18 protein-coding genes are annotated in these 21,167 nt (G+C 42.9%); 11 read left to right on the top strand and 7 right to left on the bottom strand.

The window, feature by feature from the left end; all coding sequences use genetic code 11:
* The first annotated feature begins 84 nt into the window (after positions 1–84).
* On the top strand, positions 85–540 hold the full coding sequence (locus tag A587_RS0100240; protein WP_017215974.1) for a GNAT family N-acetyltransferase: 456 nt from the start codon (positions 85–87) through the stop codon (positions 538–540).
* Between the two features lie 55 nt (positions 541–595).
* Here the strand turns inward: A587_RS0100240 and mnmC are convergent, their stop codons facing one another.
* Positions 596–2,581, bottom strand: coding sequence for a bifunctional tRNA (5-methylaminomethyl-2-thiouridine)(34)-methyltransferase MnmD/FAD-dependent 5-carboxymethylaminomethyl-2-thiouridine(34) oxidoreductase MnmC (mnmC, locus tag A587_RS0100235; protein ID WP_017215973.1), 1,986 nt, complete (start codon positions 2,579–2,581; stop codon positions 596–598).
* A 176-nt stretch (positions 2,582–2,757) separates the two neighbouring features.
* Between mnmC and fabB the strand changes: the two genes are divergently transcribed.
* Positions 2,758–3,972, top strand: coding sequence for a beta-ketoacyl-ACP synthase I (gene fabB, locus A587_RS0100230; RefSeq protein WP_010379118.1), 1,215 nt, complete (start codon positions 2,758–2,760; stop codon positions 3,970–3,972).
* An 82-nt stretch (positions 3,973–4,054) separates the two neighbouring features.
* Here fabB and smpB read toward each other — a convergent pair whose 3' ends face one another.
* On the bottom strand, positions 4,055–4,537 hold the full coding sequence (gene smpB, locus A587_RS0100225) for an SsrA-binding protein SmpB (protein WP_010379116.1): 483 nt from the start codon (positions 4,535–4,537) through the stop codon (positions 4,055–4,057).
* A 141-nt stretch (positions 4,538–4,678) separates the two neighbouring features.
* On the opposite strand from smpB, the gene A587_RS0100220 reads away from it, so the two are divergent.
* Both A587_RS0100220 and A587_RS0100215 read left to right on the top strand, forming a co-directional pair.
* Positions 4,679–5,113 (top strand): type II toxin-antitoxin system RatA family toxin, encoded by a 435-nt coding sequence (locus tag A587_RS0100220; RefSeq protein WP_017215972.1) that lies wholly within the window; start codon positions 4,679–4,681, stop codon positions 5,111–5,113.
* Complete coding sequence (locus tag A587_RS0100215; protein WP_010379113.1) at positions 5,113–5,448, top strand: RnfH family protein; 336 nt, start codon at positions 5,113–5,115, stop codon at positions 5,446–5,448. Before A587_RS0100220 ends, A587_RS0100215 begins: the two co-directional genes overlap by 1 nt.
* 276 nt (positions 5,449–5,724) lie before the next feature.
* Here A587_RS0100215 and A587_RS0100210 read toward each other — a convergent pair whose 3' ends face one another.
* Complete coding sequence (locus A587_RS0100210; protein ID WP_010373815.1) at positions 5,725–6,084, bottom strand: outer membrane protein assembly factor BamE; 360 nt, start codon at positions 6,082–6,084, stop codon at positions 5,725–5,727.
* A gap of 181 nt (positions 6,085–6,265) precedes the next feature.
* Between A587_RS0100210 and A587_RS24575 the strand changes: the two genes are divergently transcribed.
* On the top strand, positions 6,266–6,598 hold the full coding sequence (locus A587_RS24575) for a GIY-YIG nuclease family protein (RefSeq protein WP_010373817.1): 333 nt from the start codon (positions 6,266–6,268) through the stop codon (positions 6,596–6,598).
* On the opposite strand, the gene A587_RS0100205 is transcribed toward A587_RS24575, so the two are convergent.
* From A587_RS0100205 to ilvC, 4 genes are all read right to left on the bottom strand, one after another.
* Positions 6,526–7,461: a M20/M25/M40 family metallo-hydrolase gene (locus tag A587_RS0100205; protein WP_026000837.1), complete on the bottom strand. Its 936-nt coding sequence runs from the start codon at positions 7,459–7,461 to the stop codon at positions 6,526–6,528. The genes A587_RS24575 and A587_RS0100205 overlap by 73 nt on opposite strands.
* Before the next feature lie 8 nt (positions 7,462–7,469).
* Positions 7,470–8,669 carry a tetratricopeptide repeat protein gene (locus A587_RS0100200; protein ID WP_017215970.1) on the bottom strand — a complete coding sequence of 400 codons (1,200 nt, stop codon included), beginning with the start codon at positions 8,667–8,669 and terminating at the stop codon, positions 7,470–7,472.
* A gap of 199 nt (positions 8,670–8,868) precedes the next feature.
* Complete coding sequence (locus A587_RS0100195) at positions 8,869–10,770, bottom strand: methyl-accepting chemotaxis protein (RefSeq protein WP_017215969.1); 1,902 nt, start codon at positions 10,768–10,770, stop codon at positions 8,869–8,871.
* 270 nt (positions 10,771–11,040) lie between these two features.
* Positions 11,041–12,513, bottom strand: coding sequence for a ketol-acid reductoisomerase (ilvC, locus tag A587_RS0100190; RefSeq protein WP_017215968.1), 1,473 nt, complete (start codon positions 12,511–12,513; stop codon positions 11,041–11,043).
* Between the two features lie 105 nt (positions 12,514–12,618).
* Here ilvC and ilvY point away from each other — a divergent pair, with 105 nt between their 5' ends.
* The 6 genes from ilvY (at position 12,619) to A587_RS0100160 (ending at position 21,062) form a co-directional block, all read left to right on the top strand.
* Positions 12,619–13,512, top strand: coding sequence for an HTH-type transcriptional activator IlvY (ilvY, locus tag A587_RS0100185; RefSeq protein WP_010605095.1), 894 nt, complete (start codon positions 12,619–12,621; stop codon positions 13,510–13,512).
* 63 nt (positions 13,513–13,575) lie between these two features.
* Positions 13,576–14,271, top strand: a complete 696-nt coding sequence (locus tag A587_RS0100180; RefSeq protein ID WP_010373828.1) for a response regulator transcription factor — start codon at positions 13,576–13,578, stop codon at positions 14,269–14,271.
* A gap of 309 nt (positions 14,272–14,580) precedes the next feature.
* Positions 14,581–16,407: an Ig-like domain-containing protein gene (locus A587_RS0100175; protein WP_017215967.1), complete on the top strand. Its 1,827-nt coding sequence runs from the start codon at positions 14,581–14,583 to the stop codon at positions 16,405–16,407.
* A gap of 82 nt (positions 16,408–16,489) precedes the next feature.
* Positions 16,490–17,758: an imelysin family protein gene (locus A587_RS0100170; protein WP_017215966.1), complete on the top strand. Its 1,269-nt coding sequence runs from the start codon at positions 16,490–16,492 to the stop codon at positions 17,756–17,758.
* Positions 17,751–19,958: a TonB-dependent receptor family protein gene (locus A587_RS0100165; protein WP_017215965.1), complete on the top strand. Its 2,208-nt coding sequence runs from the start codon at positions 17,751–17,753 to the stop codon at positions 19,956–19,958. The genes A587_RS0100170 and A587_RS0100165 overlap by 8 nt, the downstream gene beginning before the upstream one ends.
* A 117-nt stretch (positions 19,959–20,075) precedes the next feature.
* Complete coding sequence (locus A587_RS0100160) at positions 20,076–21,062, top strand: sterol desaturase family protein (RefSeq protein WP_017215964.1); 987 nt, start codon at positions 20,076–20,078, stop codon at positions 21,060–21,062.
* The last annotated feature ends 105 nt before the right edge of the window (positions 21,063–21,167 follow it).

Genomic DNA, 21,167 nt, shown 5'->3' with positions numbered 1-21,167 from the left:
AGATGAAATCGTAATTTTGTCTGTTTAACTTTGTGCACTATTGCTGTAAGTTACGCCGACTAATTCTGAGTAAAGGTCGGTATTTTGGAAATTCGTCAAGTAGTGGGTTCATTAACGCAAGTCTATTTTAATTTGGTGCAAGCATATGAAGCTGAGTTTTCAGTGTTGACGGAAAAATTACCAGATAGTAACGGTTTATTTCAGTTAGATACGCCAATAGACGAACAGCACCTTGGCTACTTGGCATATGAAAATGGCCACCCGGTTGGCTTTATAAATATTTTGAAAGCGCAAAACACCTTTGAGGTGTGTGAGTTTTATATCGTGCCAGCAGCGAGAAAACGTAAACTCGGTTCTTCGTTTATGTTCAAAATATGGCAAATGTATCCAGGGCATTGGCAAGTCAAACAAATTCAAGGGGCAGATCACGCGATCAAATTTTGGCGCAAAGCATTGACGTTAAACGGTATTGACTACAGCGAATCTCAATATCAAGACGACTATTGGGGTGTCGTAAATAGACAGTCCTTTACCGTGTAATGGGTGTATATTGATTAAGGCATAATATCTAGGTGATGTTATGCCTTAGCCATTATTAGATTTTACTTCTAATTAAATCCCTGACGAGCAATCTGGCTGGGTGAATTGCCTGATGTACTCGTTCGCTTAAAGGCCTTGCTTCGCCAAGTAGAGTTGCAACTAAGTGCTCAGTAGCAAGTGGAGCGCTGCACAGTCCTCGTGCGCCAAAACCGGTAACAATATGAATACCTTGATAGGGTAGTGCTGGATTTCCAAAACCGTAGTGTTTTCCCTTTCTTAAATTAGCAAACGCCGAGCAAAACTCATCGTTATGCTGGACTTGACCAAGCATCGGCAAATGATCGTTAAAACAGCAACGTACAGCGGCTTTTGCCGAGGTAATCTCGCCAAGACTCGCAGCTAAATCCGTGTCTTTATAAAAGCGTTCAAGCTGGGCACGGTTAACTGCATCATCTTCGGCTTTCACCTCTCGGCTTTTGCTATTTTTTTCAAATGTCGCACCCATACAATGTTGTCCATCCATTGCGGGAGTAAAGTATCCTTTATGGCAAAGTACGGTATTGAGTTTTTGCGATTCTTCTCCAGCATCAATATGAGAGACCTGACCGCGAACGCCGTGTATAGGAATATGTTTGGTTTGCTCGAATCGGTCAGAGTGCTCCCCGCCACAGACAAAAACATCTGAAAACGGCCCAAACGTATTATCTTCACTGTGTAACAGCCAGCCGCACTCAGTTTTTTCAAGCTTTTGTATATCAGTATTAAAATGAGTCGAAACAGCTTTGAATGCGTGAGCTGCATCAAACACCGCTTGCGTTACCTCTGCCGGGTTTAGCCAGCCTGCCTCTGGAATATAAAGTCCACCGTAGGGCAGCGTGGTATTTGCTATGACTGAAGCCTGCTTGGCATCAACGGCATGAATTAAGTCATGCGGCCAAGTTGCCTTTTCAGCTAAGTTTTGATGCTGCGTTTGTTTGGCTTCACTAACGGACTGTAAGAGTACGCCACACCAATCGTGTGCGAAGTGGTAGCCTGTATTTGCAATATGCTGATAAAGGCGCTTTGCATATAAAAAGCTGTGGGCGTATAGCTCGCTCGAGGGGGTGTGATCTGCTTGCAGATTTGGATATAGCGCGCCTTGACGATTGTGAGAAGCACCTTTGGCTAACGTGTCGTCTTGACAAAAAAGTGTTGCGCCAAGATCACGTTTACTAAGGTGATACAACAAACAACTTGAGGCAATACCGCCGCCAATAATTGCGATACTCTCTAGCTTACGCGGTGTGGTGCTGTAATACGCTGGAGTATTGGAGTTTTTATTGGCACGGCTCAGCGTTCCGACCACCATTTCGCGTTTGCGACCAAACCCTTTGACTTTTTTGCACGCAAAGCCGGCGTCTTGTAGTCCCCTGCGGACAAAACCCGCTGCGGTAAATGTTGCCAAAGTAGCGCTATCACGGCTCATATTGGCCATGGCATCAAATAAGCTTTGTTGCCACATATCTGGGTTTTTACTCGGTGCAAAGCCATCTAAAAACCAAGCATCGACAAATCCGGTTTGTTCAAAACTTAGTTGTGGTAAGTTATCGTGAATATCACCAAACCATAAATCTAAGGTCACTTGACCATCATCAAACTCTAGGCGATGGCACCCTTCAAGGGCCATCGGGTATTGTTGGCAAAGTTTTTCGGCGAGTGGGGCAAGCGTAGGCCAAGCTTGTAGCGCTTTAACTAAGTCATCAATATGGATTGGATATTTCTCAAATGAGACAAAGTGGAGTTGGTTAACACATGCGTCTTTGCTACGCTGGTTGAAGTGATACCAAGCGTTGAGAAAGTTTAATCCAGTACCAAAACCAGTTTCTGCGATGACAAATCGGTCTTTGCCATGATTTTGTAACCGCTCGTCGATATGGTTCTGAGTATAAAAGACGTAATGTGACTCAGCTAACCCATCATCGTTGGAAAAATAGACATCGTCAAAACTATCGGCAACAGGGGTACCAGCATCGTTGAAGTGTATTTGAGCGTTTTTTATCATGAAAGACTCTATGTTCGACTATTTGGGAACTATTTTACTGTCTTTCGACTCAATAGTCTGGTTGCATTTTTAGTTATTTAGGTTCAGAGTACATGTGTACGCTGGAAAGCTGACCACTTGGCGCTAAAATTCAGCGTATACTATGCATAATTTGTAATATCGAAGGGAATAAACCCATGAGAAGAGCCGTTATTACGGGGATCGGTGTTGTTTCGAGCATCGGCAACAACAAGCAAGAAGTTTTAGAGTCATTAAAAGCAGGTAAGAGCGGTATTGCTTTTAACCAAGAATTTGCAGACTACAACCTACGTAGCCAAGTGTCTGGTAAAATAGATATCGACGTAAAATCTCTCGTTGACCGTAAGGCACATCGCTTTATGGGGGACGCGGCAGCGTTTTCTTATATCTCGATGGCGCAAGCAATTGAAGATTCAGGGCTATCAGAAGAGCAAGTATCAAACGAACGCACAGGCCTTATCGTAGGTTCTGGTGGTGGTTCGTCTAAATACCAAGTTGAAGCCGCTGATATTCTGCGCGAAAAAGGCGTAAAGCGTGTAGGGCCTTATATGGTTCCACGTACCATGGCAAGCACGACTTCTGCGTGTTTGGCAACACCATTTAAAATTAAAGGTGTGAACTACTCAATCAGCTCTGCATGTGCAACATCAGCACACTGTATTGGCAATGCTGTTGAACAAATTCAACTAGGCAAGCAAGATGTTATCTTTGCTGGTGGCGGTGAAGAGCTACACTGGACATTGGCGATGGAATTCGATGCCATGGGCGCGTTGTCAACCAAGTATAATGAGACGCCTGAGCGCGCATCACGTACGTACGATGCAAATCGTGATGGTTTCGTCATCTCTGGCGGTGGCGGTATTGTGGTAGTTGAAGAGTTAGAACACGCACTTGCTCGCGGCGCGCACATTTATGCTGAAATCGTTGGTTATGGTGCAACATCAGATGGTTACGACATGGTAGCACCATCAGGTGAAGGCGCTGTACGTTGTATGAAACAAGCGATGCAAGGTCTTGATGCGCCGATTGACTACCTAAATACGCACGGTACTTCAACACCAGTTGGTGACGTGAAAGAGTTAGGCGCTATTCAAGAATTGTTTGGCGATAATTCCCCAGCTATCAGTGCAACTAAAGCAATGACAGGCCATGCACTCGGTGCGGCTGGCGTGCATGAAGCGATTTACTCTTTGCTGATGCTAGATAATGACTTTATTGCACCATCGATCAACATTGATGAACTAGATGAGCAAGCACAAGGCTTAGACATTGTAACAGAGCGCCGTGATGGACCGCTTAATACTGTAATGTCAAACAGCTTTGGTTTTGGTGGTACTAACGCAACACTTGTGATGCAAAAGTACAAAGGTTAAGCGCTTTACGCTTAATCTTATATCAAACACAAAAAAGCAGGCTAAGCCTGCTTTTTTCGTTTTGTTCGTATATTAAAATAAATTAACGTACATTGTGTTTCATCAAACGTTCTTTATCACGTGACCAATCACGGTCTTTAATATCAGCACGTTTATCGTGTTGCTTTTTACCCTTCGCAAGATAGAACTCGAGTTTTACCCAGCACTTTTTCCAGTACATTGCTGTGGCAATCAGAGAATAACCATCACGCTCGGTTGCACCGATAAGACGTGAGATTTCACGTTTATTTAGTAGTAGTTTACGATAACGAAGCGGATCGCATATCACATGTGTAGAGGCACTATTTAACGGCTGAATTTGACTGGCCAACAAATAGGCTTCGCCGTTCTTGATATGGATGTAAGTATCTGAGATATTGACTTTACCGGCGCGGATACTTTTTACTTCCCAGCCTTGTAATTCGATACCTGCTTCGAACTTTTCATGTAGTGAATACTCATGACGCGCTTTTTTATTTAGCGCTATGGTATTGCTATTTGATTTACTTGAATTTTTCTTTGCCATAATGGCTTAGTCTACCTATAAATCCTGTTTTAAGACAGCGCTTTTTCATTAATGTGACGTATTTTTACTTAGTCAGTGGCTGCAAACAAGATAAATCTGCAAAACCTTGGTAAAATCCTTGTATTAAGATTTGGAGTGTCTATGCCACAGATAGAAAAAAGTGCTTTGGTGATGTATAGCACCAAGGAAATGTTTGAATTGGTCAATGATGTTGACGCTTATCCCGCATTTCTACCGCATTGCTCAGATGCAAAAGTTATCAGCAATGATGATCAAGGGATGACCGCGAGTCTAGAAATTTCGAAAGCCGGCCTAAAAAAGTGGTTTACCACAAAAAATGAATTTGACGGCAATCGAGTAAAAATGTGCCTAGTAGATGGACCATTTAAGTCTTTAAATGGTTATTGGGAATTTACCGCGCTTGATGAACAGGCTTGTAAGGTGAGTTTAAAATTAGAGTTTGAATTCGCGAGCAAATTAATTGAGATGGCGTTTGGTAAGCTATTCAATGAAGTGGCCAAGAATATGGTGTCTGCGTTTACCCAGCGAGCCAAAGTTGTTTACGGAGCGAGATGATGATAAAGGTTGAAGTGGTATTTGCATTGCCAGACAGCGCGACGTCATTGTCGGTTGATGTGCCTGAGGGGACGTCTGCTGAGCAAGCAGTACTACAGTCAGGGATTTTAGAAAAATGCCCAGAGATAGATGCGAATGATTTGACGCTCGGGATCTGGAACCGCACGGTAAAATTACAGCAAGTCGTCAGTGATGGTGACAGAATCGAAATCTATCGTCCGTTAATTGCTGACCCGAAAGAAGCGCGCAGGCGCCGTGCAGAGAAAGCAAAAGAAGAAGGTCGTGCAAGCAAAGTTACCGGTGGGCGACCTGTCTCTTTAGGAGATAAGGAATAATTAACCTGAGCTTCGGATAGTTAATGCCTTTCTAGCAGCCAGTTTTAGCGCTAACTGCGTTGAATTCACTTCCAATAGCCAACTATTGGTGCGTAAATTCGCCTTGTTATCCCTAAAACTGTCTGGCTAGATAAGGGTATAATTTAATGTGGTATTAAAAACAAATGTGGTATTAAAAACAATGAGTTAGCTCATTCCTTATCCAAACCTCAGGTTAATTAAAAAAGGGGAAATACCTTTCCCCTTTGACTACGAAATAATGTGTGCCCTTTGACTCTATGAGTCTAAAGGAGTGTTAAATTCTTCTGGCTCTTCGAAGTCGCCGCTTACGCGAACTAGTTTGTCATTCTCGAAATAAACGCTAAATGACTTTCGGACCTCAGAGTCTCTGTCAATATTAAATACGTATTGATAATGCCAGACATTGTTATTAAAAGTGTCTTTTGCAAGTGGTGTACCTAGTACATATAGCACTTGCTCTCTGGTCATTTGGACGCGAAGCTTATCTACATCTGACTGCTCTAAGAAATTACCTTGTGGCACGTTGATGCGATAAATCCAGCTTGAACAGCCAGACATAAACACCGTCATAACTACAGCACTGAGCCAAACAGAAAGGGTTTTATTAGACAGCATGAAATTGTGTATCCTTATTATCAGTTGTTTGCATGATACCGATTGCACAGAGAAGGTAAAGTCTCTTAGCGGAATTGGACTGCACTAAGTGTAAAAAGTTCGTACATAAGTTGCAATAGTCATCATGTGCGACATAAATCGTCGATAAGATCTTGAGGAGAACCTCTAAGTGCTAGGAAAAATGTTACTTAGCAAGCCGAATAAGACGGATCACCAAGCTACTTGGAGCTTATATATCCTAGAAACGCGCTTTGGTCATTGGTACACAGGAATAACAACCAATGTAGAGCGGCGCATAGAGCAGCATCAGGCTGGGAAGGGGGCAAAAAATTTAAAAGGTAAAGGGCCCTTAACGTTAAAATACCAATATCGAGTCGGTACTAAATCCCAAGCTGCAAAACTTGAGTGGCATGTTAAGCAGCTTACAAAAGCACAAAAAATTCAGCTAGTAGAGTCAAGTGGTGAGCGAGTTAATGACAAAATAAAGTCATTGATGAGATTTACCCCTGCCTGATACTTATTTAAATCCATATTGTCTAATGTATCTCTTGTAGTGTGATGATGTTTGTCTTCACCCATACCGAAATAAATATAGGGGATCCCTTGGCGATAAAAGGCGTAGTGATCGCTTGCTTTGTGCCAATCAATTCTTGGATTATTTGTATAACGCTCAATTTGTCGTTGTGACGATACTATAGTCAATTTGATTTGAGATTGTGCCTTGTTCTGGAGCTCAGTTTTATATTCCTTAAAACCCGGTGAAAACAACGCAAATAAACGGTTGTTGTTATTTATCCCTAACATATCGAGGTTGATATTGAGTTCAACTTCCTGAGTAAGGTGTTTGGCATAATATTTTGCACCATGTAAGCCGCGCTCTTCAGCATCGGTGGCGACAAACAATATATCGCGAGCGCGATTTGTTTTACTGAGTTGCCTAGCCATGTGTAACATCGCAGCTACGCCAGATGCATTATCATTTGCGCCTGGATAATGTCTCTGTCCTGTGGTTCCTAAATGGTCGTAATGCGCACTGATAACAATGGCCTTGTCACAACGAGGTTGGGTGCAAGGCAAAGTCGCTGTGATGTTGTGACCTGCGTCTTTACTAAAAATGCCGGCTCTAAAGGTAAAGTGCTGATAGCTCGGATTTCCACCTAATTGCTCAAAAGCAGCAAAAATATATTGCGCACTGATGTTAGGCGATTGGGCTCCACTTTTACGGCCTTGGTGGCGAGCACTTGTGAGTGTTTGTAAATCCTGCACCAATATATTATCAACATGAACAATACTTGGATGTTGCGTTTGCGCCACTGCACTCGTGGTACATATCGCGGTCAGCATTATGCCGAGTAGTTTGAACGGGAGCTTCTTCATTGTTATTGTTATCTCTCATCGTTGTCTGTGGAATTTAACTGGTTGCTTGCAACACCTCTCAATAAGGCTAATTTGCCTTCGTAGCGTGTTTTGTCGTGCTCGAAGACAGATGCTTTGTATGCTTTATTGAGGTAGTACTCTGCTTTTTCTCTATTCCCTTCTTCAAATGCAACTTTTGCTAATCCAAAGAAACTGCCGTGAATACTATGGTCGAGTTGATAAGCTTTTTGATAAAAATGCTTAGCGCGACTTAAATTTCCATGCTTAAACGCTTCATTACCCAACACTAGCATATAATAGGGATTGCTCTTTCTTAAGTTGTGAATATTGGCTTCGATCACTTTCGCTTCGTGGTCACGTTCTGTGAGATGGTAAAGTTTTGCAAGATTGCCTAGTGCGTTTCGATTGTCATGATTAATGGCAAGTGCTTGGTTATATGCGCGCTCAGCAAGGTCGTACTGTTGAGTTAGGCGATATAGGATCCCAAGATTACCCCATGCGCCATCGTGATAGGGATCGCTCTCTACCGCTGCTTTGTAGTAACTGTAGGCCATGTCAAGGTCGCCATTAATCATTTCCATGGCGCCTTTGTTGTTATAAAACATGGATAAGATAGTGTTTGTATCTATTGCCGAGGTACTAAAATGTTGTGCTCGGCTATTAGGGTCAAAGTCTACGGTAACGGAAGCGGGTTTGACATACAGTGTCTTTACAGAATCTTGGGTATTATCCACTTCAAAGATTTTTATGTTTACGTGCCCTGTAAGCAAGCTGTAGCCTTGGCTCTCGTCCCAATATTCGGGTATGTGTACACGTTGAAATTGAGTTCTCAAACCCACTTGTCTCGCGATAGCATGGGTTAAAATTGAAAGCGAAAGACAATTGGCATTCATATTACTAAAAGCTTGGTTGGCAGTGAGATTAGCGCCAGATAAATATGACATTGAATCGTCGCCACTATTGACCAGAAACGCCATCAACATTTTTGCGCGTTTAACGCCAATTTCGTCGTGATGAAAATATTGAGCGAGTTTTGCTTTAATTTGATTGTTGAGCTGAAATACCTCTGAGTATGACTCTACAGGCTGGATATTAAATTGATGCTCTGAATTAAGAATTGACGTGTCTATCGTCGCTTTGGGAGTGCTATTACAGGCACTAAGTAGAACACTAAGCACAATAATAGAGAACTGAATTACTATCTTCATACAACCTCCAGATTGGGCATTCGGCTGGCTTTTAGTTATGGCTTAATTGCTTGCCTTTGGCCCTTACTATTATTGAATTTAGACTATAATTGCAAAATTTGCGCGGTGTGATTGTTACACTATGTAACAAAGAGACAATGTGAAAGGGTAAGCCTACAAGACGAAACGTGCAGGCTTACTTTAGAGTTGAGCAGAGATTTTAAAAGCTCGCGACGAGATCATCAAGCGCTTTTGCTGATGCAGCAAGACGCTGAATTGCTTGTTCCGTGTCAAGCTGCTCGTTCATCACTGCATCGCTTATTTCGCTAATTTGCTCGATGTTGCGGCCGACGTCCGCGACGACATTACTTTGCTCTTCTGTCGCTGTTGCGATAAGCGCGGTCATGTCATTTATTTGATTTGCGGTTTCCGAGATTTCCAACATTAACTCCACTGACGATTGCATCGTTTGAACACTTTGCTCTGCTTGTTCACTGGATTGTTGGATTTGGCTTACGACAGCGCCAGACACCTGAGTTAATTCAGATATCGTTGCTTGGATCTCGTCAGTTGATTGTGATGTACGGCTCGCAAGCGCTCTCACCTCATCTGCAACGACGGCAAACCCACGACCATGCTCACCCGCACGGGCAGACTCAATCGCGGCATTAAGTGCAAGCAAGTTGGTTTGTTCAGATATGCCCCTGATCACATCAACGATGTTGGCAATGGACTGTGTTTTTTCGGCTAACGTAGCGACTTGACCTGCCATATTTTCGATGTCACCAGCAAGTAAGTGAAGTGTTTCTTGGCTCTCTTGCACACCTTGACGGCTGCGTTTGGTTGACGCTTTACTTTCTTCTGTTAATTTTGCCGTGTTGGTCGCGCTGCTCGCTATCTCTTGTACTGTCGCGCCCATCTCATTGATTGCCGCGGCAACAGACATAGTTTGAGACTTTTGTTCATCCAGAGACTGAGAGTTTTGTTGGCTTTGTTTAAACACGGCTTCGCTCGTCACGCGAATTGAACGGCTCTCTTCCGCAACCATGTGGATAGCTTCTTCGATCTTAGCTATAAACTGGTTGAAGCCGCCAGCCAAAGCATGAAGTTCAGGTTGTGCTGAGTCTGGTAAACGATAATTGAGTTTTGCGTCGCCGCTGCCAAGTTGTTCAAATAAATCCGCCATCTTTTTAAGTGGCGCGCTTAAGTTTTTAGCCAGTAGCATACTAAAAAAGCTCGCCACTAGCGCAATCACCAGCGAAAAACCAATGATTTGCCACTGCAAAGAAGTAATCCCACTATTGATTTCACTGGTTGGCACTTGGGCAATCACAAGCAAATCTGTGTTTGGAATTGGGCTCGCTGCAACTAAATTGGTTTCGCCATCCACTTCCAACTCTTTAACGATAAATCCACGTGTGGAGGTAAAATCGCGACTGTGCTGGCCGTAAAAGTCTTCAATTGAGGACTTTGCGACTTTGCTTGCATCTGGGTGCAATTGCACCGTACCTTGCCTGTTAATGACGAAAACAAAGCCACTTTGCTCGATTTTCATATTAGCAAGCATCGCCTGCATATCATCAATACTTTTCGCAAGTCCAGCTAAACCAACACCGTTTAGCTGTTGATGGTTTACAAACATTTTCACATCGCCCGGCGCTTCTTGATAGATACTAATAGAGTAAGCCGAGCCACTAGTGGTAAAGCCGAAAAACCAACCATCCTGCTCTCTATTTAGTACTCGCAGAAAGCCGTTTTGATTCCAATATTGCTTGGTTTCGCGGTTAGCCCAAGAAGCCGTAACTAAGTCATACTGCGCCGCAATACGCTTGAGTTCGTTGACAAGAAGTTTTTCATCCAAAGTATTTTGTTTGGCACTTTGGGTGATTAATAAATTGCTTGAAAGCTGCTCGGCTGCATTTTTCAACGTGTCTATCTGCTTGCTTAATGATTTATTGATACTTTCTATCTTGCTTGGCAATTCAGATTGCATCATGCGTTCATTAATGAGCGTTTTGGCGCTGTAAAGCGAGGTAAACCCGATTAAACAAGCGACAGCAATCGCAATGAGACTACCCAGAAGGGTAATTCTTTGAGTAATTGTTAAACCTGTGTGTTGCATTCGATTTGTGTGTGTAATCCCGTGGAACCGATTATTCTAGCATAGTAAATAACCAGCTCGGAACAAGTAACAATCCAAGTCACAAAAAAATAATTTTGGTTTATAAAATAAAGTTAACCTCAGTATTTAGTGTTAACTGTATTTGAGTTAAATGGGAAGTTATGTTGATAAACAGAGATAAAAGGCCACAATCTCAGGGTGGAAAGTGGCCTTGGTTACTAACAAGCGAACTAGTTTGCTAATTTATTGACGCAAATTTATTTCTACTTACTAAACAATCTTTTTCATATCTGACATATAACCGCGAAGGATTTCACCTATTTTTTCTACCGGATGGTTACGGATCGCACGGTTTACAGCGATGAGCTTTTGGTTGTCAGCATAATTGTCACCGTCTAGCAAGCCTTCACCAATCTCACGTTTTGTGATTGATTCCATAAATGGCTTCAACAGTGGCAAACATGCGTGATTATACAGGTAGCAACCATATTCTGCGGTGTCTGAAATCGTACGATTCATCTCGAACAGCTTCTTGCGCGCAATGGTGTTCGCGATTAGCGGCGTTTCGTGTAGTGATTCGTAGTACGCTGATTCATCAATAATGCCAGCCGCTGTCATGGTTTCGAACGCTAGCTCTACACCAGCTTTGACCATAGCAACCATCAAAATACCTTGGTCGAAGAAAGTCTGCTCTGAAATTTCAGCATCAGTATTCGATTGCTTTTCAAACGCAGTTTGTGCGGTTTCTGCACGCCATGTAAGTAATTTATTGTCGTTTTCAGCCCAATCAGCCATCATACCTTCTGAAAACTCACCACTGATGATGTCGTCCATATGCTTGTTATAAAGCGGGCGCATAATGTCTTTTAGTTGCTCGCTCAGTTCAAATGCGCGTAACTTGGCGGGGTTAGACAGTCTGTCCATCATATTAGTGATACCACCGTGTTTTAGCGCTTCGGTGATGATCTCCCAGCCATATTGTACGAGCTTTGATGCATATCCAGGCTCGATGCCTTCTTCTACCATTTTGTCAAAGCATAGTAATGAGCCAGTTTGCAACATACCGCATAGGATGGTTTGCTCACCCATTAGATCTGACTTTACCTCAGCAATAAATGATGACTGCAATACGCCTGCACGATGACCACCGGTTCCGGCAGCGTACGCCTTAGCTTGCGCAAGACCTTTACCCTCGGGGTCGTTTTCAGGGTGAACTGCAATCAGCGTAGGTACACCAAAGCCGCGTTTGTACTCTTCACGTACTTCTGTGCCAGGACATTTTGGTGCAACCATGATTACGGTAATATCTTCACGCACTTGCATACCTTCTTCTACGATGTTGAAGCCGTGAGAGTAAGCAAGTGTTGCGCCTTGTTTCATTAACGGCATGACTGCGTTTACAACAGAAGTATGTTGTTTGTCAGGCGTTAAGTTTAGAACCAAATCAGCTTCAGGAATGAGTTCTTCATAGGTGCCAACAATAAAGCCGTTTTCAGATGCATTAAGAAACGATTGACGTTTTTCTTCAATTGCTGAAGGACGTAGTGCGTAACTGACGTTCAAGCCAGAATCTCTTAAGTTTAGACCTTGGTTCAAGCCCTGTGCGCCACAACCAACAATGACTAGTTTTTTACCAATCAGAACGTCGACACCTTGTTCGAATTCTTTTGGATCCATGAATTCACATTGAGAAAGCTGAGCTAATTGCTCACGTAAAGATAAAGTATTAAAGTAATTCGACATGATATTTCCTGATTCTGTAGAAATAGATTGAAGTCAGAGTAGGGCGAACTTTTGATTGCGTAAAATGATATATTTGAACTATAGTGTTTCAAAAGGTGAAATACTATGAATCACAAACAACTAAAATATTTTTTGGCACTTGCAGATACGCTGCATTTTTCCCGAGCGAGTGAGCGCTGTTTTGTTAGCCCTCCGACATTAAGTCGTCAAATCAAACAGTTAGAAGAGGAAGTCGGCGCACCTTTATTTCTACGAGATAATCGCACCGTTGAGCTGACGCAACAAGGCAAAGCGTTTGTTCATTACGCGCAAGCGACATTAGCAAGCTGGCGGCAGTTTAAGAGCGAATGCGTTGACGATGATAAGCCTTTGACTGGTGAGTTGAGTTTATTTTGTTCAGTGACCGCGACTTACAGTTTTATTTATGATCTTTTTTCCAAGTTTCGCCATCTGTACCCGCAAGTAGAGTTAAATCTTATTACCGGCGACCCCGCGCATTCAATAGCAGAAGTTGCCAGTGGTAAAGAAGATGTCGCGGTAGCGGTGAAGCCAAAACATCTACCAAACGGTATAGAGTACTTGCCAATCGGCCGTTCGAGATTGGTGTTTATTGGCCCAACGATGGACTGTCCGCTTAAGTCTATTATTGATGAATATAGTCATAGTGAAATGCCGTGGCAGAGGCTGTCTTTTATTATGCCAGAGCAAGGTGTGTTAAAAGATCGAATTGATAACTTTTGCAAAAAACACAATTTTGTTCCTAAGGTTTATGCGCATGTTTCGGGTCATGAAGCTATGGTTGCGCTCGCGAGTTTAGGGTTTGGTATTGCGTGTGTCCCCGAGATAGTAATTAGTCAAAGTCCATTTAAGAATCAAGTTCAGCTTTTGCAGCTTAGATCAGATGAAATTGAAATTGGACTTGTAACTAAGAATAAACGGTTATATGACCCAGTTGTTAAAGCTCTTTGGGATACGGCAAAAGGATTATTTACGCTGTAAAGCATCCATTCAGGTTGCGTGACTACACTGTGTTCATCCATGTTGAATGAATGAGGTGCGTCCGTGTCCACTATCTTGGTTGCACAAAGCAATAACAATATATTGACATCACAACAAAAAATGCTTGAAGAGCAAGGCTATACTGTTGAGTTGTTGAGGGAATTAGGTCAATTGAATGGTTTTTCAGGGAAGTCTATTAACGGTATCGTGCTTGATCAAGCTATCGCATCCGTACCAACCTGCGATTCAATCAGCCAATTTAGACAAAGATTCAAAGCCCCTGTGATCGTCAGTCTTGACAGCGATGACGAGGATGTTCACAGCCTGTTTTTAGAGCTCGGTGCTGACGAAGTTATTTCCAAAGATGCAAAGCCTAGATTATGGCGAGCTCGACTAGATGCAGTGTTAAGAAGACAAGCTGCAAACTCGCAGTTTGACGATGAGCCAGAGCAATTAACCTTTGGCCAGTTGCATATCGACAAAAACACCAGACGAGTGAGTTATGGGCAGGAGCGCATTGACCTCACAACCCATGAGTTTGAGTTGCTATGGTTACTTGCGAGCAATGGCGGCAAAGTAGTGAAGCGTGACTTTGTATACGAGCAGATCCTTGGCAAATACTATCGCCCAGATACGCGAACAATAGACGTCCGAATCTCTCGCTTGCGTAAAAAGCTACACGATAATCCAAGTCGACCAGAGAAGATCAAAACGATTTGGCGTCAAGGTTACTTATTTGTTACCGATGTTTGGAACTAAAAAGTAACAATTTGATTTAACGCAAAGATACTTCGAATTTTTCGAATGCTCAATTCGGAGAAATTTGTGAAACAGGTTTCTGATACAAAGGGATAATGCCATATTTATGGTTTTATCCCTTTGTTTTGTATGGAGTATTTATATTGTTTCTGACGCCTAATAGCTCCAGAGTAGTTAGCTGTTACGTAGCATTTTTAAAAAAATTGTTATTTATACAATGCAAATAATATTGATTGCTATTTAGGTGTGTGTATACTTTACGCCTAGTTATGAAAATATAAACATAATTAGTCTCAAAGGAACAATTCAATGGCACTTAAAAAGTCTCTGTTAACGACTGCTATTCTCGCTGCAACTTTAGGCCTTACCGCATGTGGTGGCTCTAGCAGCAACTCAAATGACAACGATGATAACAACACAACACCACCTCCAGCCACCAATGCTGCACCTACTATTACCGTAGATAGTGCATCAGTATCTGAAGATACACTTGGTGCTGCGGTTGCAAATATTACTTTTGCTGACGACAACGATGAAGTAAGTGCATTAACACTCACCATCTCTGACAACCGTTTTGAAATTGTTGACGGTGCGGTTAAGCTCAAAGCTGCAAACGCACTAAACTTCGAACAGGTTGAAGGCGGTAAAGTATCGGTAACTATCACGGCAACTGATAGCAAAGGCGAAAAAACAGAAGTTGAAGCTGAAATTGCTGTTCAACAAATTGCTGAAGAAAACAAAGCGGGTGTAAACCGCTATGCTTTTGATAACGCCCAAGGTGAGTCTTCAGTGTCTTACTCAGGTCAAATCGCGCGTCACGCGGCTATGGTGCATATTAAGAGCCTAATGGGTAAGCTTAATAATGAAACTGTGGGTAATGCCGCAGAGCAAAAAACAGCTCAAGCGGCAATCACTGAGATCAAAACCTTCTTGATGCCTACAGATACAGTGGTGTTGGATGAAACACTTGATTTCGCTGTTGCCGCAAACGCTGCACAAACCACACTAGGGCAAATTTCAAGCTCACTGAAAAACGTCGCTGGCGAAGGTGGTAAAATTGCAGGGCGTGACACTTCTAACATGCATAAAGCATGGGAAGAGGATGGTGTCATGGCTGGTTGGGTTAACTTTGGTACACAGCCAAAAACACCTGAAGGTTTAGCCCTACACTATTTAGACCTGCTACAAGCGCAACTTCAGCAGTTTGAAAATGGCTCAACAATCAAAGCAGAGCATAATGGCACAGCTATCACGCTGAACAAACTCTACGTAACACCGGAAGGCCTTGATCTTGCCCAGTTAATGCAAAAACATTTAAATGGTGCAGTGTCGCTTTCTCAAGGTGCGGACGATTATCTAGATGATTTACTCATTGGTGAAAAGTCAGCTGATAACGCGACATTAGCGGATGGCAAAAGCTACACAGAACTTGAACACAAGTTTGATGAAGGCTATGGCTATTTCGGTGCGGCTGTTGATTATCTAGACTATACAGATGATGAGCTTTCAGCTAAAGGTGGCCGTGAAGCGTATGCAAGTGGTTATCATGATTTGGATAATGATGGCAAAATCGATCTACTATCTGAATTTAACTTTGGTAACTCAACAAATGCAGCAAAGCGTGACCGTGGCACTAAATCTAACGCTAACCCAACGGACTTCAGCGCTGAAGCACAATTAGCGTTTATTGAAGCGCGTAAACTTATCAACGCTAATGTTGGTACTAATGTTGCGCAGTGGTCAGACGAGGATAAAGCGCGTTTAGAGACATTGCGTAATCAAGCGTTGTTAGCATGGGAAAAGTCTATCGCTGCAACCGTTGTGCATTATATCAATGATACAATCTCAAATGATGATGGTGATTTAGACGATATCGCATCAGGTGATTTTGATGCTGATCAATTCTATGCAGTAGCAAAGCACTGGTCTGAAATGAAAGGCTTCGCATTAAACTTCCAGTTTAATCCGTTTTCTCCTGTTACAGATGCAGACTTTGTTAAAATCCATGAATTAATGGGTGATAAGCCTGAATTCGCGGCAGATAAAGTGGAAGCTTATAAGACTGCTTTATTGGAAGCGCGAGAAATCATTGCAACTGCATATGATTTCGATGCTGAGAATGTTGCCAACTGGTAATCTAAATTTTCGTTTATAACGTTAAAAGGTTAGCCGTTAATTCTGCTAACCTTTTGTTGTATATAGATAATAGAGAATACAAATGAGAGTATCTAAACGTTTAAGTGCCGCTGCCGTCGCTGTGGCTTTGGTATTGTCGGGTTGTGGTGAAAGTACTTCAAGTAGCCAAGGTCCTGGAGTGAAGGATAATAACTCTGGAACGGATAACCCAACTTTACCCACGCAATTTGATGAAGCAGCCTTGGTAAGTAATCTTGTGAATAATGTGCTTACCCCTGCAATTGAGCAATTCAATGAACTCGCTGTAACACAACAACTTGAAGTTGCGAGTTATTGTAGTGCAGAAAAAGCACTGGCTGAAAACACCGCCGCGCTAAAGCAAAACGCTCAACAAAGTTGGCGCAGCGCTATGGTGGGCTGGCAGTATGTTGAATTGATGCAAATGGGTCCACTTACTGCCAATAGTAAAGAGCTGAAAAATAACATTTATGTTTGGCCTGCTACAGGCTCTTTATGTGATATCGACTTGGATGTAGTGTATTTTGAAGATGGCGTTATTAACGGTAATGCTAGCAATCCTTATAATATCTCTGAGCGTACTGCAAACCGTAAAGGCTTAACTGCCTTAGAGCACCTTCTATTCAATGCCAATCTTGACCACAACTGCTCGTCAGTGAATGATGCTTTGGCACCATGGAATAGCCGTTCAACTCAGGAAAGAGCGGTTGCGCGTTGTGAGTTTGCGACGGAAGTGGCTAAAGACATTGAAGCACAGAGTAACATACTCCTGTCTCAGTGGACTGGAGAAAATGGCTACGCAGCTAAACTTGTTAATGCAGGACAACCAGGCTCGCCGTTTGACACGCCCCACTTAGCGCTCAATGAAATATCAAAGGCGCTATTTTACATGACCGAAGAGTTAAAAGACGGCAAAATAGCGACGCCGTTAGGCCTAGGTTTTCCGAATGCGTGTGGTTTAGAGGCTTGCCCTGATGCGGTGGAGTCGCCAATTGCAGAACATTCGAAAGAGAATTTACTTGCTAACATCAGAGCATTTAGAAACATCTTCACCGGTAATGGCCAAGATGCTGAGAATACATTGGGCTTTGACGACTTTTTAGATGCTGAGAATGGTAGTGATGTAAAAGAGCGCATGCTTGCAGGACTAGCGGATGCAGAAGCTACACTGCTTGCGATGAATGCGAGCCTTAAAGCTGAGCTAGCAGGGTCTACAGAGCAAGTGACGCAAACGCATACAGACGTTAAAAAAGTGACGGATGATTTAAAGACCGAGTTTATCGAAAAGCTCGCCCTAGAACTTCCACAAACTTCGGCAGGTGACAATGACTAAGCGCATGAACATGAAGAAATCTTTATTAACGGTAGCGGTAATCTTTGCACTACCTCAAGCGCAAGCTGCGGATGAAAATCAAGATATTGAGCATATCTCTATTATCAGCCACCACGATAAATTGCGAAAAGAAGCCGGCTCTGCAACGTTGTTGTCAGAAGCGCAGTTGGCAGAATACGAATACGATGATATTCACCGTATTCTTTCCAATGTGCCTGGCGTTAATATTCGTGAAGAAGATGGTTATGGCCTGCGACCAAACATCGGTTTTCGTGGTGTAACACCTGAGCGAAGCAAGAAAATCACCATAATGGAAGACGGCGTGCTCATTGGTCCGGCTCCTTATTCTGCGCCAGCTGCTTATTATTTCCCGGTTACGACTCGTATGACTGCAGTTGAGGTGTTTAAAGGACCTGCGGCTATCAAGCATGGCCCGCAAACCGTTGCTGGTGCGCTTAACTTGGTGACTCGCCAAGTGCCAGAATTTACAGAAGGCGGTATTGATGTTGCGGCTGGCAGCGATGGTTATTCCAAAGCGCACGGCTACTACGGTTCAGTCGTAAATAATGTCGGCTTCTTATTCGAAGCGGTTAATCTACAAGCCGATGGTTTTAAAGAGCTTGATGGCGGTGGTGATACGGGGTTTGAGAAGAACGATATCTTAGCCAAGTTTAATTATAAACTTTCACAAGGTGATCTAAATCATACCTTTGGCTTAAAACTCAGCTACGCCGACGAGTTGTCTGACGAAACCTACCTTGGTTTAACGGAGGCAGATTTTGCTGAAAACCCGTATCGTCGATACGCAGCGTCTCAGCCGGCAGAGATGGATACCAAGCATACTCAGGTAATGTTATCCCATGTGCTTGATGGCAAAGACTTTAACGTTACAACAAGACTGTACCGTAATGACTATGAGCGAGCTTGGCTTAAGCTCAATAGTGTGGGTAGCAAAAGTGGACCATCTCTTTCAAAAATAATGGCAAACCCAGAGGCTTTTGCAAATGAGTACGGTGTGATCACTGGGGCAAGGGACTCTGTCGTTGCAGGTTCAAATATCTTTTTGAATATGGGGACTAATGACCGTGAGTATTTCTCTCAAGGTCTTCAAGTCGATGCCAATACAAGCTTTAGTCTGTTTAACTTAACCCATGATATTGCTGTTGGCGTGCGTTTCCACGAAGATGAAATTGAGCGCAAACATTTTGAGCAAGCGTATGCAATGGAAGGTGGTTCACCTGTGTTGCTTGAGGGGTCAAAGCAGTTTACATCACTGAATACTGAAAATACTAAAGCGTGGTCGGTATATCTAGAAGACAAAGTACAACTTGATGCGTTGACACTAGGCCTTGGCCTTCGTGGCGAGCTGATGGACATGTCTTACCAAGATAATAAAGATGCCGATGTTTGGATTGATAAGACCACTCGTATTTGGCTGCCAAGCCTAAGTGGTTTCTATCAGCTTTCTGATGATGCCGGTCTTTTATTTGGCGTGCATCAAGGTTTTATACCTTCTTCACCACAACAAGATCCAGATATAGAGCTTGAGAAGAGCGTTAGCTACGAATTTGGTGGGCGCTTTAATGATGGTGTGACTCAGTTTGAGATTGTGAGCTTTTTCAACGATTATGAGAATCTGAACGAAAGCTGTGGTCAGTCTAATTGTGGTGTTAATGACCAACAAGACCAGCAATTCAGTGGTGGTGAGGTGGATGTTTACGGTCTCGAAATGCAGTTTGCACAACGTTACCCTTTGAGCCTTCAATTGGATATCCCTTATAGTCTCACCTACACCTATACGAAAGGTGAATTCCAAAATGAGCGTGCGACAACGTTCGCACAATGGGGTTATATTAAAAATGGCGATGAGCTTCCGTATTTACCATCTCATCAAGCCACTTTTAATATTGGCCTTGCAGCAAGTGACTGGAAAGTTAACGTAGCCATCAAGTACATCAGTGAGATGAGCGAAGCTGCTGGCAGAAGCACAGAAGGCTTTGAGCTTGTACTTGAAGGTGCCAAGGTGCCAAACACAACGATCGTTGATGTATCCGCAAGTTACGAGCTAGGTCAGTATGGTCAAATCTATGCTAAAATCGACAACTTGTTCGACGAAGCAGAAATTGTCAGTCGTCGCCCATATGGCGCGCGCCCAGGCAAACCAAGACAATTTAGTTTAGGTTATAAATACCAGTTTTAATTGATTGTCTATGCGGCTCTTGAGTAAGAGCCGCAGCTTCATGGCGGCTTGTCGCTAGACCTATGGAGCTATTCCAAAAATATATGAATTCATTATTTCTTTTTGATGGAAATGACTATGTTAGAGCAATTATGGCAAAGCATTACTGAACTCCCAGGTTACTTGTTCGATGCCAATAAAAGAGTGTATTTGCCATACTTGTTTAGTGCCATTTTGATGGCTATTCCTGTTTATATCGCCACAGAAAAAGCGCGCTCTGGTAAAGGTTTTTTAAAGTTTCTGTTTCCCAAGCAAGTGTGGTGGTGCAAAAGCGCCAAGCTCGATTACTGTTTATTGATCACAAATCGATTGATAAAGGCGGCGATGTTCACGCCTATCGTGTTGACTATGGTACCGGTGGCGTTGGGGTTATCCGGTGGGCTTGAAGCGCTTTTTGGTCCAGCGTTACATCTTGAAGCGCCAGAATGGGTGGTGATTGGACTATTTACGCTATTTTTATTTATAGTCGATGACCTCACTCGGTTCTTGCTGCACCTGATGCTACATAAAATCCCATTCTTTTGGGAGTTTCACAAGGTGCATCATTCTGCAAAAGTCCTGACTCCCTTTACCATTTATCGCTCACATCCCGTTGAAAGCTACCTGTACGCCTGTCGTATGGCGTTAACCCAAGGAATTGTAGTTGGAATAGGGTATTACGTATTTGGCAGCAGCTTGAGTATGTACGATATTCTTGGTGCGAATGCGTTTGTCTTTTTATTTAATATCTTTGGGGCTAATTTAAGGCATTCACATATATGGCTGAGTTGGGGTAATAGGCTAGAGAATTGGTTTATTAGTCCTGCACAACACCAAGTGCATCACAGTAGCAATCCAATCCATTTTGATACCAACTTAGGTTCAGCACTAGCCATTTGGGACCGTATGTATGGTTCGCTTATTAAGGCCTCGAGTGCGGGTAAAATTACCATTGGAGTTGGGCAATATGATGCAGGGCATGATTCACTGACCGCAATTTACTTGAAGCCATTCAAGCAGGCTTGGAAAACGTTATTACCGAAAAAGAAAAATAACCCGCCACTTAAATCTCCACAGGGTGACTGACCTCAGTTACTCAGCTCCACATCTTTGCAGGGAAAAATTGCTGTTGCAGATCACCTTATAGCTTACGTGTTTTATTACTGTGAATAAGAATACTTGGGTAAAAGG

The sequence above is a fragment of the Pseudoalteromonas sp. NJ631 genome, from assembly GCF_000276645.1.
In the GTDB taxonomy this organism is placed as follows: Bacteria; Pseudomonadota; Gammaproteobacteria; order Enterobacterales; family Alteromonadaceae; genus Pseudoalteromonas; species Pseudoalteromonas piscicida.
The sequence above is the reverse complement of the archived record's forward strand: the minus strand, read 5'-3'. Positions and strand labels throughout refer to the sequence as shown.

Bases quoted from the DNA above. Each gene is read 5' to 3' on its own strand.
- fabB (WP_010379118.1), top strand. From the start codon at position 2,758: ATGAGAAGAGCCGTTATTACGGGGATCGGTGTTGTTTCGAGCATCGGC.
- A587_RS0100170 (WP_017215966.1), top strand. From the start codon at position 16,490: ATGAGAGTATCTAAACGTTTAAGTGCCGCTGCCGTCGCTGTGGCTTTG.
- A587_RS0100215 (WP_010379113.1), top strand. From the start codon at position 5,113: ATGATAAAGGTTGAAGTGGTATTTGCATTGCCAGACAGCGCGACGTCA.
- A587_RS24575 (WP_010373817.1), top strand. From the start codon at position 6,266: ATGTTACTTAGCAAGCCGAATAAGACGGATCACCAAGCTACTTGGAGC.
- A587_RS0100205 (WP_026000837.1), bottom strand. From the start codon at position 7,461: ATGAAGAAGCTCCCGTTCAAACTACTCGGCATAATGCTGACCGCGATA.
- ilvC (WP_017215968.1), bottom strand. From the start codon at position 12,513: ATGTCGAATTACTTTAATACTTTATCTTTACGTGAGCAATTAGCTCAG.
- A587_RS0100175 (WP_017215967.1), top strand. From the start codon at position 14,581: ATGGCACTTAAAAAGTCTCTGTTAACGACTGCTATTCTCGCTGCAACT.
- A587_RS0100195 (WP_017215969.1), bottom strand. From the start codon at position 10,770: ATGCAACACACAGGTTTAACAATTACTCAAAGAATTACCCTTCTGGGT.
- A587_RS0100210 (WP_010373815.1), bottom strand. From the start codon at position 6,084: ATGCTGTCTAATAAAACCCTTTCTGTTTGGCTCAGTGCTGTAGTTATG.
- ilvY (WP_010605095.1), top strand. From the start codon at position 12,619: ATGAATCACAAACAACTAAAATATTTTTTGGCACTTGCAGATACGCTG.
- smpB (WP_010379116.1), bottom strand. From the start codon at position 4,537: ATGGCAAAGAAAAATTCAAGTAAATCAAATAGCAATACCATAGCGCTA.
- mnmC (WP_017215973.1), bottom strand. From the start codon at position 2,581: ATGATAAAAAACGCTCAAATACACTTCAACGATGCTGGTACCCCTGTT.
- A587_RS0100200 (WP_017215970.1), bottom strand. From the start codon at position 8,669: ATGAAGATAGTAATTCAGTTCTCTATTATTGTGCTTAGTGTTCTACTT.
- A587_RS0100165 (WP_017215965.1), top strand. From the start codon at position 17,751: ATGACTAAGCGCATGAACATGAAGAAATCTTTATTAACGGTAGCGGTA.
- A587_RS0100160 (WP_017215964.1), top strand. From the start codon at position 20,076: ATGTTAGAGCAATTATGGCAAAGCATTACTGAACTCCCAGGTTACTTG.
- A587_RS0100220 (WP_017215972.1), top strand. From the start codon at position 4,679: ATGCCACAGATAGAAAAAAGTGCTTTGGTGATGTATAGCACCAAGGAA.